This window comes from Acidobacteriota bacterium (assembly GCA_030949985.1).
Classification (GTDB): domain Bacteria; phylum Acidobacteriota; class Polarisedimenticolia; order J045; family J045; genus JALTMS01.
This window is the reverse complement of record JAUZRX010000010.1, coordinates 236,404-261,811: the sequence shown is the minus strand read 5'-3', so window position 1 is coordinate 261,811 and position 25,408 is coordinate 236,404. Positions and strand designations below refer to the sequence as shown.

Annotated in this window: 18 protein-coding genes and 1 riboswitch; of the genes, 10 read left to right on the top strand and 8 right to left on the bottom strand. The window is 67.5% G+C overall.

Features of this window, described 5'->3' with window-relative positions:
- Positions 1-8: 8 nt before the first annotated feature.
- The 3 genes from Q9Q40_02440 to Q9Q40_02430 all read right to left on the bottom strand — a co-directional run bounded on the left by Q9Q40_02440 (position 9) and on the right by Q9Q40_02430 (position 2,140).
- Positions 9-1,349, bottom strand: coding sequence for a trypsin-like peptidase domain-containing protein (locus Q9Q40_02440; GenBank protein MDQ7006070.1), 1,341 nt, complete (start codon positions 1,347-1,349; stop codon positions 9-11).
- Between the two features lie 55 nt (positions 1,350-1,404).
- On the bottom strand, positions 1,405-1,842 hold the full coding sequence (locus Q9Q40_02435; GenBank protein MDQ7006069.1) for an Hsp20/alpha crystallin family protein: 438 nt from the start codon (positions 1,840-1,842) through the stop codon (positions 1,405-1,407).
- Between the two features lie 112 nt (positions 1,843-1,954).
- Entirely contained in the window at positions 1,955-2,140 is a 186-nt protein-coding gene (locus tag Q9Q40_02430) for a 4Fe-4S dicluster domain-containing protein (protein ID MDQ7006068.1), read from the bottom strand.
- 101 nt (positions 2,141-2,241) lie between these two features.
- Here Q9Q40_02430 and rpiB point away from each other — a divergent pair, with 101 nt between their 5' ends.
- The 6 genes from rpiB to Q9Q40_02400 all read left to right on the top strand — a co-directional run bounded on the left by rpiB (position 2,242) and on the right by Q9Q40_02400 (position 9,102).
- A complete protein-coding gene (gene rpiB, locus Q9Q40_02425; GenBank protein ID MDQ7006067.1) occupies positions 2,242-2,712 on the top strand; it encodes a ribose 5-phosphate isomerase B in 471 nt (156 codons plus the stop codon).
- Positions 2,712-3,995 (top strand): serine hydroxymethyltransferase, encoded by a 1,284-nt coding sequence (glyA, locus tag Q9Q40_02420; protein MDQ7006066.1) that lies wholly within the window; start codon positions 2,712-2,714, stop codon positions 3,993-3,995. The genes rpiB and glyA overlap by 1 nt, the downstream gene beginning before the upstream one ends.
- A 22-nt stretch (positions 3,996-4,017) precedes the next feature.
- The gene (locus Q9Q40_02415; GenBank protein ID MDQ7006065.1) at positions 4,018-5,937 is read left to right on the top strand and encodes an ATP-dependent DNA helicase; all 1,920 of its coding nucleotides are present in this window, start codon (positions 4,018-4,020) and stop codon (positions 5,935-5,937) included.
- 273 nt (positions 5,938-6,210) lie between these two features.
- On the top strand, positions 6,211-7,404 hold the full coding sequence (locus Q9Q40_02410; GenBank protein MDQ7006064.1) for a response regulator: 1,194 nt from the start codon (positions 6,211-6,213) through the stop codon (positions 7,402-7,404).
- A 1-nt stretch (position 7,405) separates the two neighbouring features.
- Positions 7,406-8,563 carry a response regulator gene (locus tag Q9Q40_02405; GenBank protein ID MDQ7006063.1) on the top strand — a complete coding sequence of 386 codons (1,158 nt, stop codon included), beginning with the start codon at positions 7,406-7,408 and terminating at the stop codon, positions 8,561-8,563.
- Between the two features lie 5 nt (positions 8,564-8,568).
- On the top strand, positions 8,569-9,102 hold the full coding sequence (locus Q9Q40_02400; GenBank protein MDQ7006062.1) for a response regulator: 534 nt from the start codon (positions 8,569-8,571) through the stop codon (positions 9,100-9,102).
- Here Q9Q40_02400 and Q9Q40_02395 read toward each other — a convergent pair.
- Positions 9,086-11,941 carry a PAS domain-containing protein gene (locus Q9Q40_02395; protein MDQ7006061.1) on the bottom strand — a complete coding sequence of 952 codons (2,856 nt, stop codon included), beginning with the start codon at positions 11,939-11,941 and terminating at the stop codon, positions 9,086-9,088. The two genes, Q9Q40_02400 and Q9Q40_02395, sit on opposite strands and share 17 nt — an antisense overlap.
- A gap of 197 nt (positions 11,942-12,138) precedes the next feature.
- On the opposite strand from Q9Q40_02395, the gene Q9Q40_02390 reads away from it, so the two are divergent.
- The 3 genes from Q9Q40_02390 to Q9Q40_02380 all read left to right on the top strand — a co-directional run bounded on the left by Q9Q40_02390 (position 12,139) and on the right by Q9Q40_02380 (position 16,576).
- A complete protein-coding gene (locus Q9Q40_02390) occupies positions 12,139-12,648 on the top strand; it encodes a ferritin family protein (protein MDQ7006060.1) in 510 nt (169 codons plus the stop codon).
- Positions 12,649-12,704: 56 nt separating this feature from the next.
- A riboswitch (TPP riboswitch) is annotated at positions 12,705-12,806 on the top strand.
- Positions 12,807-12,876: 70 nt separating this feature from the next.
- Entirely contained in the window at positions 12,877-15,075 is a 2,199-nt protein-coding gene (locus Q9Q40_02385; protein MDQ7006059.1) for a TonB-dependent receptor, read from the top strand.
- Between the two features lie 22 nt (positions 15,076-15,097).
- Complete coding sequence (locus Q9Q40_02380; protein ID MDQ7006058.1) at positions 15,098-16,576, top strand: sodium:solute symporter family protein; 1,479 nt, start codon at positions 15,098-15,100, stop codon at positions 16,574-16,576.
- On the opposite strand, the gene Q9Q40_02375 is transcribed toward Q9Q40_02380, so the two are convergent.
- From Q9Q40_02375 to Q9Q40_02360, 4 genes are read right to left on the bottom strand one after another with little or no spacing between them, the layout of a single operon-like run.
- Positions 16,467-17,867 carry a DUF115 domain-containing protein gene (locus tag Q9Q40_02375; protein ID MDQ7006057.1) on the bottom strand — a complete coding sequence of 467 codons (1,401 nt, stop codon included), beginning with the start codon at positions 17,865-17,867 and terminating at the stop codon, positions 16,467-16,469. The genes Q9Q40_02380 and Q9Q40_02375 overlap by 110 nt on opposite strands.
- A gap of 40 nt (positions 17,868-17,907) precedes the next feature.
- Positions 17,908-19,308: an NADPH-dependent glutamate synthase gene (gene gltA, locus Q9Q40_02370; GenBank protein ID MDQ7006056.1), complete on the bottom strand. Its 1,401-nt coding sequence runs from the start codon at positions 19,306-19,308 to the stop codon at positions 17,908-17,910.
- Between the two features lie 34 nt (positions 19,309-19,342).
- Positions 19,343-20,206 carry a sulfide/dihydroorotate dehydrogenase-like FAD/NAD-binding protein gene (locus tag Q9Q40_02365; GenBank protein MDQ7006055.1) on the bottom strand — a complete coding sequence of 288 codons (864 nt, stop codon included), beginning with the start codon at positions 20,204-20,206 and terminating at the stop codon, positions 19,343-19,345.
- A gap of 18 nt (positions 20,207-20,224) precedes the next feature.
- A complete protein-coding gene (locus Q9Q40_02360; GenBank protein ID MDQ7006054.1) occupies positions 20,225-21,010 on the bottom strand; it encodes a hypothetical protein in 786 nt (261 codons plus the stop codon).
- A 315-nt stretch (positions 21,011-21,325) separates the two neighbouring features.
- Here Q9Q40_02360 and Q9Q40_02355 point away from each other — a divergent pair, with 315 nt between their 5' ends.
- A complete protein-coding gene (locus Q9Q40_02355) occupies positions 21,326-25,273 on the top strand; it encodes a S8 family serine peptidase (protein ID MDQ7006053.1) in 3,948 nt (1,315 codons plus the stop codon).
- The last annotated feature ends 135 nt before the right edge of the window (positions 25,274-25,408 follow it).

Genomic DNA, 25,408 nt, shown 5'->3' with positions numbered 1-25,408 from the left:
CTGGGTGTTCAGCGAATGGGTAGCGGAATGCGGTAGAGCCCCCGCCGCGCGGCAATCACCAGGTCGGCGGACCGGCGGTAGAGAATCTGCGGCACGAACTCGTAGAACTCTTTGGCGCTGCGGACCTTGTGGCCGGCGAGGCTGCGAACGGCGAGCCCCGAGACCAGGCCGATCTCCGCCGCCTTGGAATGGGCGCGGACCTTGTCGATGACCACCAGCCCGCGGCGGTCGGTGACCGTGAATCCCAGCACGCTCCAGGCGAAATCTTCGGCACGCTCCGCGGGGAAGGCCACCACCCGCAAGGGATGGACGACCTCCTCCCCCTTGCGCACCAGGCGGACGTTGACCCGCCGGCCGTACTCCACCTGGGCGATGGCGGTATCCCAGTCGGCGATGTTGGTGACTTTCCGCGAGCCGACGGCGATGATCACATCGCCCAGGCGAAAGTGGGCCTCGGTGGCCGGCGAGTCGCGGTAGATCTTGACCACCAGCACACCTTCCCGGGACTCCATGCCGTAGTACTCGGCCAACTGGCGATCGAGGTCCTCGACCACCAGGCCGGTCCAGGCCGGGCGCAGGTAGCCGTAATCCCTCAGCTCCCGGAGCACTTTACGGGCCCGGTCGATGGGGATCGCAAAGCCCAGGTTCTGGCCCTTGGCGACGATCTGGGTGTTGATGCCGATCAGCTCGCCGCGGATGTTCAGCAGCGCGCCGCCGGAATTGCCGGGGTTGATGGCGGCGTCGGTCTGGATGAAATCGGCGAAGGGGATGGCCCCCTCGTCGGGCCCGGGGAGCATGCGGCCGGTGGCCGAGATCACGCCGGTGGTGACGGTACTCTGCAGTCCGAAGGGATTGCCGATGGCGATGGCGGTCTCACCCACCATCAGGTCCGCGGAACTGCCCATGGCCACCGAGGGCCAGGGACCCTCGCCCTGGAGTTTGAGGACGGCCAGGTCCGTGGCCTGGTCCGATCCGACCAGGTCGGCCTCCACCTGCTTACCGTCGACGAAGGTCACCGTGATGCGGCTGGCGGCGGCGATCACGTGGTTGTTGGTCAGGACGTAGCCGCGCGAGTCGACGATCACCCCCGAGCCGAGGGAATTCTCCACGTAATACTGGCGGCCGCGCCGCGGGCCGCCGCCGAAGAACCAGTCGAAGATGTCCGGCGTGCGGGCATAGGGGTTGCGGACGATCACCTCGGTGGAGATGTTCACCACCGCCGGGGAGACCCGCTCCACGGCGTCGACCACGGGGGTGCGGCGGGATACCGGCGGGGCACCGGCGACGGTGCCGGCGAGGGCCACGGCCAGGACGGTCAGTGCGACGGCGGGCAGGGAGCGGGAGGTCATCGGCGGCGTTCTCCTCGAGGGGCGGGGTTGCCAGGGGCCGGGCCGTCTGGGGGACTCAGCTCTGAACGGGAATGCGGCGAACGGAGGTCTCTTGTTGGCGGCGCAGGACCACTTCGAGCACCCCGCCGCCGTAGCCGGCCCGCACGCCCTCCGGGTCGATCCCGTCAGGCAGGGCATAACGGCGGAGGAAAGAGCCGAAGGGCCTTTCGATGCGTCTTGCCGTGGCCGGATCCACATCGCCGGGGGGGCGGCGGCGGCCGGAGAGGACCAGTTGACCGTCCTCCAGGCGCACGTCGATGTCGGCGGGATCCATGCCCGGAAGGTCGGCGCGGAGCAGAATGCGGTCGGGCAACTCGTAGAGGTCGACCCGCGGGCTCCAGTCGCCGGCTCCGCCGGTCTCGGACGATGGCTCGAGGCGGCCGAGGGCCTCGTCGAGCAGGCGGTTGATCTTTTCCTTCAGTTCGACGAACTCCCGCATGGCGGCTCCCTCCATCCGGCTTTCCCGGGTCGCCGTAATGGTACACCGGCCGACCGAGGGTGCTCATGGGATCGCCGGAGCCGTCCGTCAATGGAAGGGGAGGCGGCGGAAGGGGCGCCCCGGGGGATCAGTAGTCGAGTTCGATGGCGCCGTTGGGGCAGCTCTCGGCGCACTTGAAGCAGATCGTGCAGCTGCCGGCGTCGACGATCCGGACGACGCCGTCCTCGATACGGAAGACCGGCTCGGGGCAGACCGCCTCGCAAACCTGTTCGTTTTCGCAGAGATCGGTGTCGATGCTCACCACGCTGGCCATGGGGGAAAGATGGCTCCCCGGTCGGGGAGCGGCAAGGTCCGCGGTGGTGCGAGTACAATCGGGGCCGGCGCCGGACAGCGCGCGCCGGGGAGGAAGCAGCCATGCGCATCGCCGTGGGCTCGGATCACGCCGGCTACCGGCTCAAGGAGCATCTCGCCGCCCGCCTTGCCGCCGCGGGAGCCGATGTCCTCGACCTGGGCACGGCTTCCGAGGAAAGCTGCGACTATCCGGAATACGGTCGGGCGGTGGCCGCGGCGGTGGCCGCGGGACGGGCCGATCGGGGCCTGGTGATCTGTGGGACGGGACTGGGCATCTCGATGGCCGCCAACCGGGTGCCGGGGGTTCGTGCCGCCCGCTGCACCAGTGAATACGACGCGCGCTATGCTCGCGCACACAACGATGCCAACGTTCTCGCCCTGGGTTCCCGGGTCAGCGGCGTGGGGCTTGCGGAGGCCATCGTGGACACCTTTCTGGCGACGCCCTTCGAGGGGGGCAGGCACCAGCGCCGGGTGGAGCAGATCGACGCCCCGCCCGCCGCTGCCGACGGGGCCGACGGCCCGGGGAGCGAGTGATGTACGAAGCGATGTATGAAGCCCTGTGGCAGGCCGATCCCGATACGGCCCGCGCGATTCGGGACGAGGCCGTGCGCCAGCACACACATCTCGAGCTGATCGCCTCGGAGAACTTCGTCAGCGAAGCGGTGCTGGCGGCCGCGGGTTCGGTGTTCACCAACAAGTACGCCGAGGGCTACCCCCGTCGACGCTACTATGGCGGCTGCGAGCATGCCGACGAGGTGGAAGTCCTGGCCCGCGACCGGGCCAAGCAGCTCTTCGGCGCCGAACGGGCCAACGTGCAGCCCCATTCCGGCTCCCAGGCCAACCAGGGGGTCTACTTCACGGTCCTCGAGCCCGGCGATACGGTGCTGGGTCTCGACCTGAGCCACGGCGGGCACCTGACCCACGGCCATCCCCTCAACCTCTCCGGGCGGCTGTTTCGCTTCGTGGCTTACGGTGTGCGGCGGGAAGACGAGCGCATCGACTATGACCAGCTTGAGAGCCTGGCCCGGGAGCATCGTCCCAAGCTGATCGTCGCCGGCGCCAGCGCCTACCCGCGCTTCATCGATTGGGAGCGCATTCGGGCCATCGCCGACGAGGTCGGGGCCCTGACCATGGCCGACATCGCCCATCCGGCGGGGTTGATCGCCGCCGGGCTCCACCCCAGCCCCGTGCCCCACTTCGATTTCGTCACCTCCACCACCCACAAGACTCTGCGCGGGCCTCGAGGCGGGCTGATCCTCTGCCGGAAGAAGTTCTACAAGGACATGCAGAGGGTGGTCTTTCCCGGTCTCCAGGGGGGACCGCTGATGCACGTGATCGCCGCCAAGGCGATCGCCTTCCGGCAGGCCCTGCAGCCGGAATACAAAGAGTATTGCCGGCAGGTGATGGCCAACGCCGAGGCGCTGGCCACAGCCCTGGCCGAGGAGGGGCTGCGTATCGTCTCCGGCGGGACCGACACCCACCTGCTGCTGGTCGATGTCTTCAGGGAAGGCATGACCGGCAAGGACGCCGAGGTCGTGCTCGATCGGGTGAACATCACCACCAACAAGAACACCATCCCCTTCGACCCCAATCCGCCGGCGCTCGCCTCGGGCCTGCGGCTGGGAACCCCGGCACTGACCACCCGCGGTATGAAGGAGGGCGAGATGCAGGTCATCGCGGGGCTGATCGCCCGCGCCCTGCGCCACCGGGAGGACGACGCCGAGCTGGCCCGGCTGCGGGCCGAGGTCATCGACCTCTGCGAGGGCTTCCCGCTCTACCCGGAGCGCCGGCGGGCCCTGCCCGGCGATTCCGCTTGAGCGGGTCGGGAAGCGCACACCGATGAAGGCCGGCCCGGAGGGTCTCGAGCGGGTCTTCGGCAAGGGGGGAACCCTCAGTCGCCTGCGAACGGATTACGAATACCGGGCCGGCCAGCAGGCCATGGCCCGGGCCGTCGCCCGGGCCCTGACCGAGGGGCGGCACCTGGTGGTGGAGGCCGGGACGGGGGTCGGCAAGTCCCTGGCCTACCTGGTGCCGGTGGTCCTCAGCGGCCGCCAGGTGATTCTTTCCACCGGCACCCGGGCCCTTCAGGACCAGCTTCTCGAGCGGGAGGTGCCGGCGGCCTGCCGGGTGGCGGGACGGGATCCGGGGGTCGCCGTCCTCAAGGGGAGGGAGAACTACCTCTGCCTCAAGCGCCTGGAGGATGCCGAGGTGGAGCCCACCCTGGGGCATGCCGAGGAAGTGCCCGTCTTCCAGGAGATTCGCCGTTGGGCCGGGTCCACGGTCACGGGTGACCGTGCCGAAGTCGGGGTTCTGCCGGATCGCTCCTCCCTCTGGTCCCGTCTCGATGCCCGCAGCGAGACCTGTATCGGCAGCCGTTGCGCCTTCTTCGATCGCTGCTTTCTCTACGCCGCCCGCCGCCGGGCCCAGCAGGCGAAGCTCGTAGTGACCAACCACCACCTGTTGCTGGCCGATCTCGCCCTCAAGGACAGCGGGGCCGGCCAGATTCTTCCCCAAGCGGAGGCGGTCGTACTGGACGAGGCCCACCTGGTTCCGGAAGTCGCTGCCTCCCACTTCGGCGAGCGCCTCAGCCTGCGCATGGTGACGGACCTGGCGCGGGACGCGGCGGAGGAACTCGAGCGACTGGGGGAGGATCCCCTGGTGGCCGGGGAACTGGAGCGCCGGGCCCGAAGACTTTTCGCCCGCCTGCGGCCTCCGGCCGGTCGGGGGCGGGTACGTCTCGAGCGTGCCGGGCTGGAGGCCGAGCGCGAGGTGGTCGAAGATCTCGAAGCGGGCTGGGCGGAACTGGCCTCCGCCGTGGGGGGGGCGGGGGAGCGCGGCGAGGAGCGCGCCCTGGTGGCGGCACGCTGCCTTCAGCAGGCCGAGACCCTGGCCTCCCTGCTCTCCGGCCAGGGCGAGACGCGGGTGGTGACGGTCGAGGCCCAGGGACGACGCGGTGCGGTGATCGCCTCCTGGCCGATCGATGTCGGCCCCCTGCTCGAATCCACCCTGGCCCGCTCCTGCGCCTCGGTGGTCGCCACCAGCGCGACCCTGTCGGTGGCCCGGCGGCTCGATCGCGCCTGCCGGCAGCTCGGTCTGCCCGGGGCGGAGAGGGTGATCGTCTCCTCCCCCTTCGACCATCGCAAGCAGGCGGCGCTCTACGTCCCCCGGGATTTTCCTGAACCGCGGCACCCCGATTACCCCCGCCGCTCGCTGGACGAGATCGAGGCCCTGATCCGGATCAGCCGGGGGCGGGCACTGGTGCTCTTCGCCTCCCACCGGGCGCTGGAAGAAGCGGCTGCGGAACTGCCCGGTCGCCTGGAATGGCCGGTGCTCGTACAGGGTCAGTCCCCGCGGGAGCGACTGGTGGAAACCTTCCGCCGGGAGGTGCATTCGGTGCTGCTGGGCACGGCTTCGTTCCGCCAGGGAATCGACGTGCCCGGGAGGGCCCTGTCCCTGGTGATCGTGGACAAGCTCCCCTTCGCCGTGCCCGACGACCCCCTGGTCGCCGCCCGGGGCGAGGCGATCCGGCGCCGGGGGGGCAATCCTTTCATGGAAGATTCCCTGCCCGACGCGGTCATCTCCCTGCGCCAGGCCCTCGGTCGCCTGATCCGCAGCCGCCGGGACCGGGGCCTTCTGGCCCTGCTCGACGTGCGGGTGCGCACCCGCCGCTACGGCGACGCCGTCCTCGCCTCCCTGCCCGACTGGCCCCTGCTCGCAGAGCGGGCGCAGGCCGAGGCCTGGTTCTGCGGCAACGTCTAGCAGCCCGCTCCAGGAGCCTCTTGCGTGGGGGAAACCGAGCTTCCGGCGGCCACGGCGGCCTTGGAATCCCGGCCCCTCGCATCGCGTAGACGGGGTCGGCGCACCACCCGGCCGCCTGGGTTACCCGTAAGCCCTTGCGATTATTTTGCGCCGCCGTTGTTGCCTGAGGTTTCTTTTCGTCACTGCGGAACGTGCTTCACGTGGACCGAGGACCCAGATTAGACCCATGAGGGTGGGTTTGAGTCCCTGGCGGTTGCCAGGTGAGGAGTGCCGATGAAACTTCGCATTCTTTTCGTCGATGATGAGCCCCGTATCCTCGCCGGTCTCCGGCGCATGCTGCACTCCATGCGCGACGAATGGGAGACGGCTTTCGCCGAGTCGGGCGCCGAAGCCCTGGAGATGCTCGAAAAGCAGCCCTTCGACGTGATCGTTTCCGACATGCGCATGCCCGGCATGGACGGATCCCAGCTCCTCGCGGAAGTTCGTCGGCGCCACCCGGAAATGCTGCGCATCGTGCTCTCCGGTTATTCCGAGATCGAACTCGTGTTGTCCTCGGTGGGCCCCTCCCATCAGTACCTGACCAAGCCCTGCGACGCGTCCACGCTGCGCAGTACCATCAGCCGGGCCCAGGCCCTGCGCGGCCTGCTGGCCGATGAGAACCTGCGTTCGCTGGTGGGCAAGATGGACCATCTGCCGAGTGTGCCGAGCCTCTTTGCCGCACTGGTCGAGGAACTGGGCAAGGAGGACGCCTCGCTTCCGGCGGTCGCCCGTCTGGTCATGCAGGATCCGGCCATGACCGCCCAAGTCCTGCGCCTGGTGAACTCCGCATACTTCGGGCTCCCCCAGGAGATCCACAACGCCGAACGGGCGGTCGGCTACCTGGGCATCGCTTCGCTGTCATCCCTGGTTCTTCGCGAGGGCGTGTTCAGCGAGGCGGACAAGTCACTGGTCAACCGTTTCCGCCTGGAGGAGATCTCCCGGCACGGAAACGATGTGGCCAGCCTCGCACGGCGGATGGTCAAGGAGGAGGGAGCGAGCACCGCCGAAGTCGAAGATGCCTTCACCGCCGGTCTTCTGCATGATGCCGGCAAGGTGATCCTGGCGATCAACCTCCCCGACGAGTATGAGAAGGTTCTCCAGCAGTGCCAGGCGGGCCACTACGATCCGGCCGAAGAGGTGGCGCTGCTGGGAGCGGACCATGCTGCTGTCGGGGCCTTCCTGATGAGCGTCTGGGGCTTGCCCAACACGGTGGTCGAGGCGATTGCCTTTCACCATCGGCCTTCCGACTGTCACGCCGAGGGAGTGACGACCCTGACCTGGGTCCACGTTGCCAACGCCTTGTCTTCGGGCAAGACCGGCGCCGCGGCCATCGATACCGACTACCTGCGCAGTTTGGGGCTGGTGGACCGGTGGCCGCGGTGGCGCGAAATGGTGGAAGAGATTCAAGCGGTCGCCGAGGACGCATGAAATGAAGCGCATCCTCTTCGTCGATGACGAAGTCAACATTCTCTCCGGGATTCGGCGCAACCTGCGGCGGAATTTCGATGTCTTCACCGCGGAAGGAGGAGAAGCCGGGCTGGAGATGATCGAGACTGAGGGTCCCTTTGCGGTCGTGGTTTCGGACTACCGCATGCCCGGCATGGACGGCGTGCAATTCCTGGCCAAGGTGCGGGAAACCAGTCCGCAGTCGGTGCGCATGATGCTCACCGGGCAGGCCGAGATGAACGCCGTGATCGGGGCGATCAACTCGTCGAAGATCTTTCGCTTTCTCCCCAAGCCCATTTCGCGGGACGAACTGATCGCCGCGCTCGATGATGCTCTCGAGCAATACCGGCTGGTCACGGCGGAAAAGCAGCTTCTCGAGCAGACTCTATCGAGCAGCGTCAAGGCGCTGGTGGACCTGCTCGGCATGGTCAATCCCGTCGCCTTTTCCCGCGCCGCGCGCATCAAGCGCTGTGTTGCGTGGCTGGTCGGTCGGCTTCAGCCTCCCGATCCCTGGGAGTTCGAGTTGGCCGGTCTGCTGTCCCAGGTGGGATGCGCAACGATCCCGGCGGAGACTCTGCAGAAGGTCTTCGCCGGGCAGGAGGTCAGCGAGGACGAGGCTGAGATGGTCGCTCATCATCCTCGGACCAGCTACTTCCTGCTGCGGGAGATTCCGCGGCTCGAACGCGTGGCGGCGATGATCGCCTGCCAGAACGATCCCTCGAATCTCGTCGAACCCTATACGGAAGACGAAGCGGTGCGCCTGGGGGCGGGGTTGATTCGCGTGGCGGCGCGTTTCGACGATCTGGTCAGCAGGGGCCTGACGCCCAAGCTCGCCATCGCCGAATTGGCTGGCGCGGACCCTCCGTTCCCCGAAGAGCATCTCGCTCTGCTCAGGGAGTACGACGCCTCCGAAGAACAGTCGATGACCGTGCGCGCCGTGAACCTGCGCGACCTGGCGCCGGGGATGGTTCTCGATGAAGACGTCCTGGCCGTCAACGGAGTCGTCGTCATCAGTCGCGGCCAGGAAGTGACGGGGGCGCTGATCATGCGTCTGAAGAATTTCGACAAGGGAATGGGAATCAAGCAGCCGTTCCGCGTGAGAGTCCCCTGTTTCACTTCCGTCACCCCGGGAGAGGAGTAAAGCCCATGTCCGCCACTGTCCTGCTGGTCGATGACGAACCTCGGGTGACCGCGGCCTTGCGCCGCCGCCTTCGCCGTGAGGGGATGCAGGTCCTCGAAGCCCAGTCGGGAGAGCAGGCCCTCGAGATTCTCGACGCGGAAGCCGTCGATGTCCTGGTCAGCGACGAACGCATGCCGGGGATGAGCGGCAGTGAACTCGTTCGCCGGGCCGCCGAAAGTCATCCCGAGGTGATTCGCATCATTCTCTCCGGACAGGCCACGCTCGACGCGGCGGTCAAAGCGATCAACGAGGGGCAGATCTTCCGCTTCCTGCTCAAGCCGTGCGAGGAAACCGAACTGCTCTACTGCATCCGCCAGGCCCTCGAGCATCGGGATTTGCTGCGCGAAAACACCGAGTTGCGGCGCGAAGTGGACGAAAAGATGCGACTCCTGCGTCACCTGGAGCAAGACAATCCGGGTATCACCACCATCGAAGAAGACGAAGAAGGTGCCGTTGTGATCGATGTCCGCGAGGCCCTGGATCTCACACCGGAGCGGTAACCGGCGCCTGCAAGGGTAGCCGGATACGGAAGGTCGTTCCCTTCCCGACCTCGCTGTCGACCTCGATACGTCCCCCGTGCTGCTGAACGATGACCCCGTGGGCGATGGCCAGTCCCTGGCCCGTGCCGCGGCCGACTTCCTTGGTCGTGAAGAAATGGTCGAAGATGCGAGAGAGATTCTCCCGGGGGATGCCGACGCCGGTGTCCTCGATCTCGATTACGGCCTCTTCACCTTCCACCCGGCTGCGAATCGTTATCTGCCCCTTGCCGGAGGCACCATCGCCGACTTTTTCGGCGATGGCGTGGGCGGCGTTGACGATCATGTTCAGCACCACCTGGTTGAAATCTCCGTGGCTGCAGGCCACCGGGGGCATTTCCTCGTCGAGTTCGAGTTTCACGTCGGCGACATACTTCCACTCGTTGCGGGCGACCGTCACGGTACTGCGGATCGCACGATTGAGGTCCACGGTCTCCTTGCCGGTACCGCCGGGATGGGAGAAGTCTTTCATCGCGCGGACAATGCTGGAGATGCGCTCGAGGCCTTCGAGAGATTGGGCGACGGCCTGGGGGACATCCTCGAGCAGGTAGTCGACATCGACCTTTTCGAGAGCTTCTTTGAGGCGCGCGAAGCTGGCGGCCAGGTCGGAAGGCTCGTCCTTGAGGCATTCCTCCTTGAGCGTGGTCAGCAGGGGTTCGAGATCCCCGAAAGCATCCTTCAAAAAGCGGGTATTGTCCGCGACGAATTGGGTCGGTGTGTTGATTTCGTGGGCGATTCCGGCGGCAAGCTGTCCGACGGCTTCGAGCTTCTGGGATTGCTGGAGCTGGGTTTCCAGTTCCAGTTCCCTTGAGACGTCTCGGCCGACCTTGACGAAGGATTCGGTCTTTCCGTCGGAGCCGCGTACCGGCGAGATCACGGCCTTTTCCTTGTAGACAGTGCCGTCCGCCTTGTGGCCCGTCAGCAATCCCTGCCAGGGTTGCCCTCGTTCGAGCTGGGTGAAGATCTGCTCGAACACGGAAGCCCCGCCTTCGGGCTCGGCCAAGTCGCGGAGATTCATCGTGAGGAGTTTGTTCCGGGCGATGCCGGTGACTTTCTCACACGCGGGATTGACGTAAAGCAGCTTTCCTTGCTTGTCGCTGACCGCGACCGCGTCCCGGGTTTGCTCGATGGCCCGCGCCAGGAGTTCCCTTTCGCGCTCGGTTCGGCTGGTGACCGCCGAGAGGACGATCTGGCGGGCGATCGATTCGACGAAGAGCACCTCTTCGCGGGAGAAGGCGTGGGGTTCGCGCAGGCCGACGACGAGCACGCCGAGCGGTCCGTCTCCCTCCTGGCAGGGAACGAAGATGCCTGCCCGCAAGCCGCGCGAACCGAGGAGATCACTGGCGGGCTCGTTGTCAGGGTCGTCGAGGTCTTCGATGATGACCGTCCGGCCGCGCTGGAAGGCGCGCCCGGCGGCGAGGCGTTCATCGACGGCCACCTCCCGCTGGCCTGGTTCGGAGTCGCGTTCAAAGGCGGCCGTGATCCCGAGGATCTGGTTGCCCCTGTAGGGCCGGAGGAGTGCGGCGAAGGGAGCTTCGAGGGCGTCGCCCAGCTCGCGGCACGCGGAATCGTTGACGAGCTGGGGCTCCCTGCGCAGGAGAATCATTTCACCGATGCGGGCCGAGGCGCGGGAGAAACGCGCGTGAGCACGGACTCTCAACTCCATGCGCTTGAGGGAGGTGATGTTGACGTGGGTGCCGGCGATGCGGATCGGTTGGCCGTTCTGATCCCGTTCGACCACACGCCCGGTGTCGAGGATCCAGACCCACTCACCGTTGCGGTGGCGCAGGCGATACTCGGCCCGGAACATGGGCGTCTTGCCTTCCAGGTGGCGTTGGAGTTCGGCGAGCACCCACTCGCTGTCCTCGGGGTGGATACGCTGCTTCCAGAACTCAGAGTGCGCCTTGATCTCGTGGGCTTCGTAGCCGAGCATGCGGGCCCACAGGTCGTTGATGACGATCTTCCCGTTCTTCAGATTCCAGTCCCATAGGCCGGTGTCGGCGCCCTGGATAGCCAGGTTGAGGCGTTGCTCGCTCTCTTTGACGGCGGCCGCGGCGCCCAGGATCTCCGCCCGGCGACGGGCGAGCAGCTCGCGGGTGTAGGAGAGGCCGATCAGGCCGACGAGCCAGGCCACCAGCAGGGTGAGCCCCAGGGACTTCGACCACTTGGCGAAAGACGTCGAAACCGGCGGAACGGGGATCTCGATGGTCAGCCCCCCCCTGACGGCGCCGACGACGTCCCACTGGCTGTCGTGGCAGGCGGCGCAGCTCCGCTCCATGCGGAGCGGCCACATGACCCGGGCAATGGTGCGACGGCCCCGCCGGCCGAAGGTGACCACCTCGGGCTCGCCGCGTTCGAGGCGTTGGAGGGCCTCGCGCTCCCATCCGACGGCCATATTGGCCTTGCTGAGCGGGTGGAGGCTGGTCATGCGGCCGGTGATGTGTGCCTTTTTGTCGCGGAGCGTTTCGATCTGGCGCGTCATGTAGGCCGGGTTCACCTTCACGAGTTGGCCGCCGCCCTCGATGTTCAACGTGCGGGATGCCTCGTCCAGGTGCGGATTGGGGGGTGTTTCCTCGGTTAGGGGAACGTACAGGCCACCCTTCGAGGCGGCCCTGGAGCGGTAGAGCAGGTCTGTTTCGAGGGCCGTGCGTGCGGCCGCTACGGCTTGCTGCCTGTCACTCTGCAGGAATGTCAGCAGACTCAGGGTCAGGGCACCGAGGGCAAGGGCGGACCAGCACAGCGCGGCCCACTGAAGCCAGCGGCGAACGGTCACTTCGCGAAAGGCGGAGTCGAGTCGGCTCATGGCACCCTCAAGCCCTCCGATCAGAACCTAGGTTTCCGCGAAGTGGTTGTCCAATCGCGAATTCCCCGTCAGCCGGAGGAGTTTGGCCGGCCGTGGCGGGTGCTGTCCGGTAGGCCGGCGGATGGAGTTGCTGGACACGGCCGGTCCTATGCGGGAAACTGCTGCCCGTCACAGTCCCCGCCAGGAGATCCGCCGCCATGACCCTCGAAGAAGCCATCACGACTGCCATCGAATACGAGACCCGGGTGCACGCCGCCTACAAGGAAGCCCATGACAGGGCCGGCGACGAGGTCGGCCGGCGGGTCTTCGGCACCCTGGCTCGTGAGGAGGCCGGCCATATCGCCTACCTGCGCCGCCGGCTGGCCGAGTGGAAGGAGAGCGGTACCCTGACCGACGAGGTGCTGGAGAGCGCCGTGCCCCCCGCCGGGGAGATCGAGGCGAAGACCCGGCAGCTCGGCGAGAAGCTGAACAAAACCTCGCCGATCGGTAAGGACGAGGTTCGTCTGCTGGAGAAGGCGCTGAAGGTCGAGCAGGAGACCTCCGATTTCTACCGCCGCATGGTCGATGAACTCGACGGCCAGGGGCGGCGGCTCTTCGCCCGCTTCCTCGAGATCGAGGAAGGCCATGGAACCATCGTGCAGGCCGAGATCGACGCCGCCAACGGTCACGGTTTCTGGTTCGACATTCCCGAGTTTCGCCTCGGTTGAGGATCCGGGGCAGGGAAGGACTTGATCGTCTTTCCGCCCAGTGCTAAAAAGGCGGTGATTCCCGTTAGGGGTGCTCCGGCCGGCGTGGCGGGAGCTGAGAAAGACCCTTGGAACCTGACCTGGTTCGCACCAGCGTAGGGAAACGGCGACGGTCCTGGATCTCCACGTAGACATCCAAGATTGCACCGTTTCCCGGCATGCGGCGCGCGCCGCACCGGGAGACCGATCATGCGTTCTTTTTCGACGACTACCCGAAAGTCCGTGGGTTGGAACTCGGGCCTTCTCCTCCTGGCCCTGTTGATGATCCTGCCGATCCCCCGAGCGGACGAGGATTCGGCGGGAGAGTCCGATGCGCCGGCCGGCACCTCGGTGGTCGAGGAAGTGCTGGTGACGGCGACCCGGGCGGGTGAGGACACCCCCGCGACCCACAGCAACCTCTCGCAGGAGGCGATCGACGAGCAATACTGGGCCCAGGACCTGCCGATGCTTCTCGGGACCCTTCCGGCGGTCTACTCCTACTCCGATGCGGGCAATGGCATCGGCTACTCCTACATGCGGATCCGTGGCTTCGACCAGCGGAGGATCAACGTCACGATCAATGGTGTGCCGCTCAACGACGCCGAGTCCCACGAGGTTTTCTGGATCGATCTGCCGAACTTCGCCGACTCGCTCGAGGATGTGCAGGTCCAGCGGGGGGCCGGTACGGTGCTCTATGGTGCCGGCGCCATCGGGGGCGCCGTGAATCTCGAAACCGCCCGCCTGGCTCCGGGGGAAACCTTCCATGCCGAGATGGGCGTGGGTTCGTGGAATACGAGCAAGGTCACGGCCGGCTGGAAATCGGATCTGCTCGCCGGGCGCTGGGTGCTGGGGGTCCAGCTCTCCCGGATTGCCACCGGGGGCTATCGTGACCAGTCCTGGACACGCATGGGCCTGGCTTTCCTGACGGCTCAGCGGATGGGGGCCAACAGCCTGCTGCGGATCAACCTCTACGGCGGCAAGGAGAATTCCCACCTGGCCTACGAGGGGCTGACCCGGGAGCAGCTCGCCGCCGACCGCAAGGCCAATCCCCTCGACTGGCCCGGGGAACAGGACCATTTCAGCCAGCCTCACTTCGAGGTGATTCACGAGTGGCAGGCGAGTCGGAACCTGGAGGTGGCCAACACGGTCTATGCCTTCTACGGCCGGGGCTACTTCGACCAGTTCCGCGGCGAGAAGGACTGGTTCGAGTTGCACCTGGCCGATGGCTACGGTGAGGGCCGGGCCACCGACGTGTTCCGCCAGCGCTGGATCAAGGAGTGGGACTACGGCTGGCTGCCGCGGGTCAGTCTGCAGCACGGCCGGGGCCGGCTCACCGCCGGGGCGGAGTTGCGGATCCACCGGGCCGAACACTACGGCACCGTCAGCGCTCAGAACCTGCCTGCGGGCACGCCTCAGGGCTTTCGGTACTACGACTACGAGTTGCCCAAGACCAGCACCACCTTCTTCGTGCAGGAGGAATGGAAGCCCGTCCGGCGGTTGACGGTGCTGGCCGGCCTGCAGTACGTGAGCCATCGCTGGAGCCTGGAACAAGACCGGGTCACCGGCATCGACTACGACGTGCGCTACTCGTGGTGGGCTCCGCGTCTGGGTCTTCATTGGCGCTTCGGTCCGCGCCTGGGGGCTTACGTTTCGCTCGGCCGGACGCGTCGGGAGCCGGCGGTCAAGGATCTCTACGACCCCCAGGACGCCTGGGATGCCCCCGCCTTCCGCAGCGTGGATCCCACGGGCCGGGCCACCGGCCCGCTGCCGCGGGAAGAGCGTCTCGACGATCTGGAACTGGGGCTCGAGTACCGGGCCGGGCGCTTGCTCTTCAAGGCCACGGCCTACCGCATGGACTTTCGCGACGAGATCATCTATCTCGGTGGCATCAACGACCTGGGCCAGGCCCTGACCGGCAATGCCGAGCGCTCCCGTCACGAGGGCCTCGAGTTGGAGGCCGCCTGGGCGCCCACCGCCCGCTGGCGGTTGGCCGGCTCGTTGACCGTTTCGGACGACCGCAACCTGCGCTACATCGAAGACGGATGGGGTGGTCGGGTGGACTACTCCGGCCGGCGCATCGCCGGGTTCCCCGGCGCGCTGGCGCGGCTGGCGGCTTCCTGGTCGCCTTCCTGGGGGCGCCTCGAACTGGGTGGGCAGCACGTGGGCAGGATCTTCGTCGACAACAGCCAGAGTCGGGAGGCTTCCACCGACCCCTTCACCCTCTGGCATCTCGATCTGCTCTACAACCTGCCCGGTGGGCGCGACAGCCGGTATGCCGTGCGGCTGCGGGTGGAGAACCTCTTCGACAGCGAATACGAGGCCTACGGCTACAACTGGGGCGAGCCAACATTCATTCCCGGAGCCTCCCGCAACGTTTTCCTGATGCTCTCCTGGAAGCCCGTCCGATGACCCGTCCGGGAGTCGGCTGGCGGTGACCGGCGGCGCTCCGGGTGCCCTGGTCGATCTGGCCGTTGTGGCGGCCTACCTGGCGGCCCTGGTGCTGCTGGCCCGCCGCCGCCGATCGACGAGCACCGGCGAATACCTGCTGGCGGGTCGCTCGCTGACCCTGCCGGCATTCGTCGCCACCCTGGTGAGCACCTGGTACGGCGGCGTGCTCGGCGTGGGGGAGTACTCCTACCTGCACGGCCTGTCCAACTGGATCGCCCTGGGCGGGCCCTACTACCTGGCGGGGCTGATCTTCGCCTTCCTGTTGGCGGGAAAGGCGCGGCGCTCCGCCCTGGTCACCGTGCCCGACCGGCTGCTGGCCGATCACGGCCCGGGGGTCGCCGCCCTCGGTGCCGTGCTGGTGTTCGTCAACATGCTGCCCGCGGCCTACCTGCTGATGCTGGGTGTGCTGGCCCACCGCCTGCTGGGCACCTCCGTGGGCCTGGGCGTCGGGTTCTTCGCCGTGCTGAGCGTGACCCTGGTGGTTGGGGCCGGCTTTCGCGCCGTGGTCCGGCACAACGGCCTGCAGTTCGTGTTGATGTACGGCTGCTTCGCCCTGCTGCTGCCGGTGGCCCTGGTGCGGGCCGGTGGCGTGGGAGCGCTGTCCGGCCTGCCCGCCGGGGCCCTGAGCTGGGACGGGGGGCTGGGCCTGCAGGCAGTGGCGGTGTGGTACGTCATTGCGTTGCAGACCCTGGTCGAACCCTCGTTCTACCAGCGCTGCTACGCCGCGCGCACGCCGGCGGTGGCCCGACGGGGCATTCTCTGGTCCGTGTTCTTCTGGATCGTCTTCGATGGACTGACCACCCTCACCGGTATGCTCGCCCGCGTCCTGCTGCCGGATCTCGGCAACCCTGTCGAGGCGTACCCTGCCCTCGCCGACGCCCTGCTCCCGCCGGTGGCCCGGGGGCTGTTCTATGTCGGCCTGCTGGCCACGGTGATGTCCACCGTCGAGTCCTACCTCTTCGTCGCCGCCACCACCATCGGTTTCGACCTGCCACGGATCTGGCGCCGCTGGAGGGGCGTGGATGGCGGGGCGGAGACCCGGTCGGAAGCGGGGACTACCCGCGCCACCCGGGTGGGGTTGGCCTTGGCCACGGCCGCCAGTGTCGCGCTGGCCCTGTCCACCGATTCGGTGGTCACCCTGTGGAAGGCCATGGGGTCGGTGATCACGCCGAGCCTGCTGTTACCGCTGCTGGGGGGCTTTCTTCCCCGTTGGCGGGCGGGGAGCCGGGCCACGGGAGCCTCGATCCTCGGCGCCGCCTTGACGGCCCTGGCCTGGATGGCGCCGACCTGGGCGGGACGGGAACTTCCCCTCGGCATCGAGCCGATCTTTCCCGCCCTGGCGGTGTCGGTGGCTATTCACCTGCCTGCCTGGTTGCGGCTTCGAGCGCCAGGCGAGCCGCCTGCCGGGCCTGGTCGGCCCGGAAATCCCGGCCCAGGGTCCGTGACGGATCCGGCCGCCTGAGATCGGTCGCCGGGTGGGCGGGCGCGTCGGCCAGCCACTCCTCGAGGGGCCGGGCCTCGAGGCCCGCCACCGTGGCTCCCGCGGCGGTCAGATCCACCAGCCGCCGGGGTTTGCGGGCCAGCCAGCGTTCGAGGCGTCGACGGTGCAGATCGAGGGAGGGCGTGGTGAGCACGCTGCCACCACCACGCGCGGGCACCTGGAGCCGGGTGCCGGCGTCCGCTCGCCGGCCCCCCGCGTGGCTGACCTCTCCCGCCAGAGCCAGGTCGATTCCGCACAACCCCGTCTGCTCCACGGCCAGGGCGTCGAGCACTTCCAGCGCGGCCAGCAGCACCGTGCCCTCGCTGGCATAGCGGCCGGCGGCGCCGAAAAGGGGGTGGGCCCGGTCGAGCAGGCCACCGGCTTCGCAGGCGAAGAGCGGGCGAGGGGAGGCGGCGGCGATCCGGGGGTGGGCGCCCTCGAAGTAGACCAGCGGAAAGTCGAGGCGCAGGCCTTCCACCTTGGCGAGATTCCCGTCGAGGGGGTGCAGGGTGAAAGCCAGTTCGACGGGTACGGCGGCCTGCGCCAGGGCGCGCAGGGCGGTGTCCAGGGCGGCGACGACGACCTTGCCTGGCGCGGTTCGGGCGATGAGACCGAGTTGCCTGTCGAGACTCGGGCCGGGGCCGATGAGCAGGACGCGCTTGCCCCGCAGCGCGGAGGCGAGGGCCGCGGCCGGCTCGGAGCGTAGGATCAGCGGCAGGTTGCTCTCGATGTTGGCCAGCACGACGCCCCGCTGCCGCAGGCGTGAACGCTGCACCGTTTCCAGTTCCCGGGCCATGGCCGCCAGGGGAGCCAGGGCGGGGGCGGTGGCCGCCAGCAGGGGAGCATGCACGACCACCCGCAGGTCTTCGTCCAGGCGCCGGGGCAGCGCCCCGGCGATGGTGGCCAGATCGCCGGTCAGGAAGACCAGGCGCGGGTGATCGAGCAGGTCGTCGAGGGCTCCCAGTTTCCGGGCCATCGCAAAGCAGCCCGGGTCGAGGACCACGCAGAAGAGGCGAGCCCCGGCAGGGGCCGCGGCCAGGGCGGCCCGCGGCAGGTGGCCGGCGCCGACGCCGAAGACGACCACCGTTTCCGCGGCGCTCACCCCGGCGGCCGTCACCACCTCCCGCGCCTGGGCCCGGGGGTCGAGGCGCGAATGGAGGTAGCAGGGGCTCGGGGAGGCGGGGAGGTAGAAGATCAGTTCCCCGTCGAGGCTCCGGGAGACCTCGGGCCGGGGAGCCGGGGGGAAACCGCGACCTGGGCCCTGGATCACCATGGCCAGAGCATAACCCGCCCGCCGAAGCTGTCGCGCCGGTCTACCAGGTGACCCAGTTCAGGTACTCGTCGATGGCGTTGGCGGCCTTGCGCCCGGCGCCGGCGGCGAGGATCACCGTGGCCGCGCCGGTGACGATGTCACCACCGGCGAAGACGCCACGCTTGGTCGTCCGGCCGGTCTTGGGGTCGGCGACGATATTGCCCCACTTGTTGGTCTCCAGGTCGGCGGTGGCCTGGGTCAGCAGGGGATTGGATCCGTTGCCGATGGCGACCACGGCAATGTCGATCTCGGTGTCGAACTCGCTGCCCTCGACGGGCACCGGCCGGCGTCGGCCCGATGCATCGGGTTCGCCCAGTTCCATGCGCTGGCAGCGCACCGCCCGCAGGTTGCCCTTGCCGTCACCGAGCAGTTCCACCGGCGAGGTCAGGAACTGGAAGTTCAGCCCCTCCTGTTCGGCGTGGTGGATCTCCTCCTGGCGGGCGGGCATTTGCTCCCGGGCGCGCCGGTAGAAGAGGAAGACCTCGTCGGCCCCCAGCCGCAGGGCCGTCCGAGCGGCGTCCATCGCCACGTTGCCGCCTCCGAACACCGCCACCCGCCGGCCGTGGGCGATGGGCGTGTCGCTGTTGGGGAACTCGAAGGCCCGCATCAGGTTGGCCCGGGTCAGGTACTCGTTGGCCGAGTAGACCCCGTTGAGGTTCTCACCGGGGATGTTGAGGAACATGGGCAGGCCGGCGCCGACGCCGATGAACACGGCCTTGTAGCCTTCCTCGAAGAGATCGTCGATGCTGATCGAGGCCCCGACCACCACGTTGCAGCGGATCTCCACCCCGAGACTGGCCAGGTAGTCCAGTTCCCGCTGGACGATGGCCTTGGGCAGGCGGAACTCGGGAATGCCGTAGACCAGCACGCCGCCCGCCTTGTGGAGCGCTTCGAAGATGGTGACCTGGTAGCCCTTGAGAGCCAGATCGGCGGCCACCGTCAGGCCCGCGGGTCCCGATCCCACCACGGCCACCTTGAGGTCGCGCTTCGGCCCGATCTCGGGGCACACGCCGTCGGGATGAGCGGCCTCGTAGTCGGCGGCGAAGCGCTCGAGGTTGCCGATGGCCACGCTCTCGCCCTTCTTGGCCACCACGCACACCGCCTCGCACTGCTCCTCCTGGGGACAGACCCGCCCGCAGATGGCGGGCAGGGCGTTCTTCTGCTTGATGTGGCGCGCGGCCTCGTTGAAGCGCCCTTCCTTGATCAGGGCGATGAATCCGGGGATGTCGATCTCCACCGGGCAGCCCTCGACGCACTTGGGCTTCTTGCACATCAGGCAGCGGGCCGCCTCTTCCCGGGCTTCCTCGGGGCTATAGCCGAGGGGCACCTCGAGGAAGTTCCGCCTGCGTACCTCGGGATCCTGCTCCCGCATGGGGACCTTGGTCTTCCGCTTGTCGGCCATCAGGTTGTCTCCGGCGTCGATCCCTGTGGATGACTCAATTTTCTCCGCCCGGCTGCAGTCCGAGACGGCACTCGTGCTCCCAGCGTTCCATCGCCTGGCGTTCCTGGTCGCGGTACATGCTCTGGCGCGACATCAGCAGGTCGAAGTCCACGGCGTGACCGTCGAATTCCGGGCCGTCGACACAGGTGAAGAAGGTCTTGCCGCCGACATCGACGCGGCAACCGCCGCACATCCCCGTGCCATCGATCATCACCGAGTTGAGGGAGACGATGGTCTTGACTCCCAGAGGCCGGGTGGTTTCGGCGACGAACTTCATCATGATCGGCGGGCCGATGGCCAGGCAGAGGTCCACGTCGTCGTGGGCCTCGAGGATTTCCTTGAGGGGCTCGGTAACCAGCGCCTTGCGGCCGCGGGAACCATCGTCGGTGCAGACGATCAGTTCGTCGCTGATCGCGCGCATCTTCTCCTCGTAGACCAGCAGGTCACCATGGCGGGCGCCGATGATGTTGATCGTGTAGGCGCCGTTTTCCCGGTAGCCCCGGGCGATGGGGTAGACCGGGGCGATACCGATGCCGCCACCGACGGTGACGACCTTCCTGTGACCGCGGATCTCGCTGGGATGCCCGAAAGGGCCGACGACGGCATACAGCGCGTCACCCGGCTTCATTGCGCCGAGTTGGGCGGTGGATTTGCCCACGACCTGGAAGACGATCTCCACCGTGCCCTTCTCGCGGTCGAAGTCGGCGATGGTCAGGGGAATGCGTTCCCCCCGCTCGTCGTTCATCACGATCAGGAACTGTCCCGGCTGGCAGCGTCGCGAGACCATGGGGGCATAGAGGTCGAAGATCTTGATCTCTTCCGTCACGTCCTCGGTGGAGAGGATCTCGTACTCGCGCATGGTTTTTTCCTCTTTTTCCTAGTCAGCCAGGTGTTCCGCGGCTTCGGCGGCTTCGCGGCGGACGATGAAGGCCTGGTCCCAGCCCATCTCCGAGGACTGGCCGAGCACCTGGTCGAGTCGACTCTGGACGCGGGCGCGCTGGTCGCTGCTGAGTATGCCGGCCGCGGCCATCTTCCCCAGGCCCCGCACGGCCTTGGCGCGAATGGCGGGGAGGGGATCGACGCTGGCGGCCATCAGCCGGGTGTAGCTGCGTTCCGCGGCCGAGGTGTCGAACTGCTTGCCGAAGCGCTCGACGAACTTGCCCAGGGCACGCACGGCCGTATCCCGCACTTCGGAATCGCCGTGCCCGGTCAGTTCGAGCACCAGATCCAGGCCCTGGAGGATGGAGCGATCCCGGATCTTGGTCAGGGCGTAGATGCCTCCCACCAGCAGGTGGGAGTCGTCGCTGCCCCGGCAGGCGTCGATGATGGGTGTGACAGCCTCGGAGCCGAAGAGTGCCAGGACCCGGGCGAAGCAGAACAGGGCCTTGAAATCAGAGCCCCGCATTTCCTCCATGTGCAGGGGGATCAGGTCGGGGCCCATCGAGTGGAGCAGCCGGATGGCCTGGTCGACCACCGTCGCCATTTCGGGGCGGTCCTGCACGTCGAGGTAGAAGAGGGAGGCCACCGCGGCGGCGGCTTCCGAACGCTCCTGGGGCTCGAGGTCGGGTACCAGCCGGCGGAGGGCGAAGAGGGCTTCGAGGACTTCGTCGGCGCCATGGGCGCGCAGCTGCCGGTAGAGGGTTTCGAGTTCGGCTCGCGCCATTGTCGGGCCTCCCATGTCAGGGGGGGGCGGTGGGTCCGCCCCGGGTTCCGGGAAATCAGCCGCAAGGGCGGATAACTTTACATTAAGTTTCTCGCCGTGGCCCGCGATGGAAGGGGGTTTTGCCGGCCTCTTGCGCACTCCGCCGTGGAATCCGTCGCCTTTCGTTCTACTTTTGCCTGACGCCGGGCCGTCTTCGCCGTACATAGTGACGAAAGGTCAGGTTCGAGGATCGCATCGGCCCTGGATGCGGCGGGAGGCCGAATGCAGGGCCGACAGGGTTCGTACGGCTCGTTTCGGGGGCTTGGAGGAAGGCTGGTGATCACCCGCTCGAGGTGCTTGTGGCTATTGCTGTGCGCGGCCGTCCTGTCGGCGGCGTCTTCCGTGTCGGCGGAGACGGCCGGTCCCCGCCTGCGGGAACCCCTGTCCCGGGTTCTCGACGAGGCCGCTCCCGGAGAATGGATACCGGTCTACTTCGTGCTGGCCGAGCAACTGACAGGCCCCGCTCTGCGGGAGCGGGTCGCCGGCGTCGCGGACCGGGACCAGCGTCGACGGATCGTGGTCGGGGCGCTCAAGGCGCACGCCGAACGGACTCAGCTCCGGTTGCGCCGTGAGTTGCAGCGGCTCGAGAGTCTGGGGCGGGCGCGACGGGTGCGTTACCTCTGGATCGGCAACATTGTCGCCGCCGACTTGAGTGCCGAGGAGATCCGCCGGCTGTCCACGCTCGACGAGATCGATCACGTGAGTTACTCGCCCAAAGTGGACGTGTCTCTCGATCAACCCCTGACGCCGGTGAGGGAAACCTCGCCGCTGGCAGCCTACCTCGCGCCGGCCGCGGGGGTCGATGAAATCGAATGCGGGGTCGACCTGATGAACGCGCCGCTGGTCTGGAACGACCTGGGGGTCACCGGTGAGGGCGCGGTGATCGCGGTGATCGATTCCGGCACCTGCTGGTATCACTCGGACATCGAGAACCAGGTCTGGGTCAATCCCGGCGAGGATCTCGACGGTGACGGTGTCGTGATGGACGCCGATGACGAGAACGGTGTCGACGACGACGGCAACGGCTATGTGGATGACCTGGTCGGATACGATATCGACCAGGGGGACAACGATCCCAACGATGACAACTCCCACGGTTCGCACACCGCGGGTACCGTGGCCGGGGACGGCACCGCGGGGACCCAGGCCGGTATGGCCCCCGACGCCCGGGTGATGATCCTCCGCGTGGGCCTGCAATTCTCGGACGAGCCCGATGTGTGGGAGGCCATGCAGTACGCGGCGGACAACGGGGCCGATGCGATTTCCATGAGTCTCGGCTGGCCCCACAACCAGAACCCGGATCGGGCCACCTGGCGCACCAACTGCGAGAACACGATCGACGCGGGCACGGCGATGGTCATCGCGGCCGGTAACGAGGGTTCGGGCAGCGAGCCGGACAACGTGCGCACGCCCGGCGACGTGCCCCGGGTGATCACCGTCGGCGCGACGGACTGCAGCGACCAGGCGGCGTCGTTCTCGAGTCGCGGTCCTGTGACCTGGGAGGACGTGCCGCCGTTCAACGACCATCCCTACCCGCCCGGGCTGATCAAGCCCGACGTTTCGGCGCCGGGCGTGAACACCAAGTCTCACAACCTCTGCAGCGGTTACTCGACCAAGTCGGGTACCTCGATGGCGACCCCCCACGTGGCGGGTACGGTGGCCCTGATGGTGGCCAACGATCCCGACCTGACGCCCGACGACATCAAGCTGTTGCTCGAAGACAGCTCGGTCGATCTCGGTGAACCGGGCAAGGACAATACCTACGGCACGGGCCGGGTGGATGCTTACGAGGCGGTCTTGCTGACAGCCAATTCCGACGGACGGATGTCGATTCGTGAGCGGGCTTCGAACTGCGCCGGAACCCTTTCGCTGGTGGTCACCGACGCCGATCTCAAGGGCGGTGGCACGCTCGACGTGGATGTCACTTCCAACACGGAGCCCACCGCGGAAGTGATCACCCTGGTCGAAACCGGACCGGCTACCGGCGTCTTCCGCGGCGAGATCCCCGTCGACGGTGGTCCGCCCCAGGCGGACGGTGCGATCCAGGTGGTCGACGGCGACGTGGTGACGGCGACCTACATCGATGCCGACAATGGCGCCGGCGGGACGAACATCCCCAAGACCGATACCGCCGATATCGATTGCAGCGAGCCTCTGATCACTGACGTGCGTGACGAGGGAGCGACCCTCACTTCGGTGAGCATCAAGTGGAGCACCGACGAGAGAAGCGACTCTCTCGTCGAGTACGGGCCGGCGATTCCACCGACTCTCGAGCAGGCTGACGGCCGCCTGGTCCAGCAGCATTCGGTGTTACTCTCTCGTCTCGACGAATGCACCGTCTACTACTACCGGGTCACCAGCGTCGATGCCCTGGGCAACCGGGCCATGGACGACAGGAACGGCCAATTCTATCATTTCGAGACGCTGGGTGATTTCGGCGAGGGACCCCAGTCCTGCCACGCGGGCAAGGTGACGATCGACCTCGATTTCTACTCCTGCGCCGATACGGTGGGTATCACCGTCACCGATCTCGACCTGAACCTGGACAGTGGGGCGGTCGACACGGTGACTGTGGAGGTGACCAGCACCACGGAGACGGTCGGCGAATGGGTTCAATTGACCGAGACGGGGAGTGATACCTCCCGCTTTACCGGTTCGATCGGTACGGCGACCGGCTCACCGGTCGCCGATGGCCGGCTCCAGTTGGCCGACGGGGACCGGATCACCGTGACCTACCTCGACGCGGACGACGGCACAGGGGCCGCGGCTGTTGCCTACGACACGGCGCGGGCCGATTGTGCCGGACCCGTGATCTCGGACCTGCGGGTGGAAGCGATCACCGACGAGCGGGCGACGGTGAGCTGGACTACCCAGGAACCGGCGGATTCCGTCGTCGAATGGGGCTTGACGCCCGAACTGGGCCGGACCACGGCGGCGGCTTCGCTGGTCACGAGTCACAGCGTCGTTCTGCACGAGTTCCAGAGCTGCGGGACGGTCTACTTCCGGGTGCGCAGCACCGACGAATTCGGCTACACCACCGTGCGGGATCGCCATGGCGCGTCCTTCGCCTTCGACCTCGGCCTGGTTCCGGGACTGTACTGGAAAGAATCCTTCGAGCAGGGAAGCGGTTCGTGGACGCTGGAGGGCGAGTGGGAGTTCGGCCCGGCCCAGGGGGCCGGCGGCTCCTCCGGCCGTCCCGACCCCGCGGAAGCCTACAACAACGCCGGTGTGCTGGGACACGATCTCAGTGGACAGGGGGCTCACCCCGGTGACTACGAACCGTCAACGGTGGAATCGGCCTACACGCCCTTTCTCGACGCTTCGAGCTGGACCCGGACCAAGCTGATCGTCTACAAGCAACTGCATGCGGGAAACGGAGACGAGGCGTCGATCTGGCTGTGGACCGACGCCGGTCGCCCGCTCTTCCGTTCCGAGGGGCTGGTGGACGATGCGGCCTGGGAGAAACTGGAGTACGACTTGGGAACTTTTGTCGATGGCCGCCCTTCCATGCGGATTCAGTTTCGGCAGTCCGCCGATGCCGGCGCGCAGTATTCCGGTTGGACCATCGACGACGTGATCCTTAAAGACGGATCCCTGCCCGATTATGGGCCCTGCGGAGGTTGCACCGGCGCACCTTCCTTCGCCGGCGCCGTTTCGGCCACCGACAACGACGCCTGTGGAGCGAGTGGTGTCACCGTCTCGTGGAACGCCGCTGTTTCCTGGGGCACCGGTGGAGGCGGGACCTACGCCGTCTACCGCGCCGAGCAACCGGATTTCGCCCCCGGTCCGACGAACCTGGTCGCCTCCGGCATCACGACTCTATCCTACGATGACACGTCGGCGCCCACCGACCGGCAGCTTTTTTATGTCGTGCGAGCGGAGAACGACGAGACCTGTTCGACGGGGCCGGCGGGCGGCGGTGTGATGGACGACAACAACGTTCATGTCGCCGTGCAGGAGACCACCAGCCGAGAGCTCCCGGCAGAGGTCGTCGGCCTGGGGGCCACTCTCTACGGGCACGTGCATCTGCGCCTCGAGTGGCATGCTGTCGCCGAGGCCAGCGTCTACCGCGTCTATCGCTCCGAATCGCCCCAGCCGGCGTCTTTCGTGCTGCTCGGGGAGAGCGAGGGGCTCTTCTACGATGACGAGAACGTGGGGAGTGACGGCAAGACCTACTATTACCTGGTTCGTGCCGCCAACGCCTGCGGCGACGAGGGCCCGTAAGCAGGCCATCGGGCAGGTCCGGTTGGAGGCGAGGCTCCGGCTCCCATCCGCTGCCCGCCGGGGGGGGGGCGCCGAGGCCGCCAGGCGCGGCGGGCGGCGAGGATCGCTCGCCCGCGGCCCGGAGGAGAGGGGTAA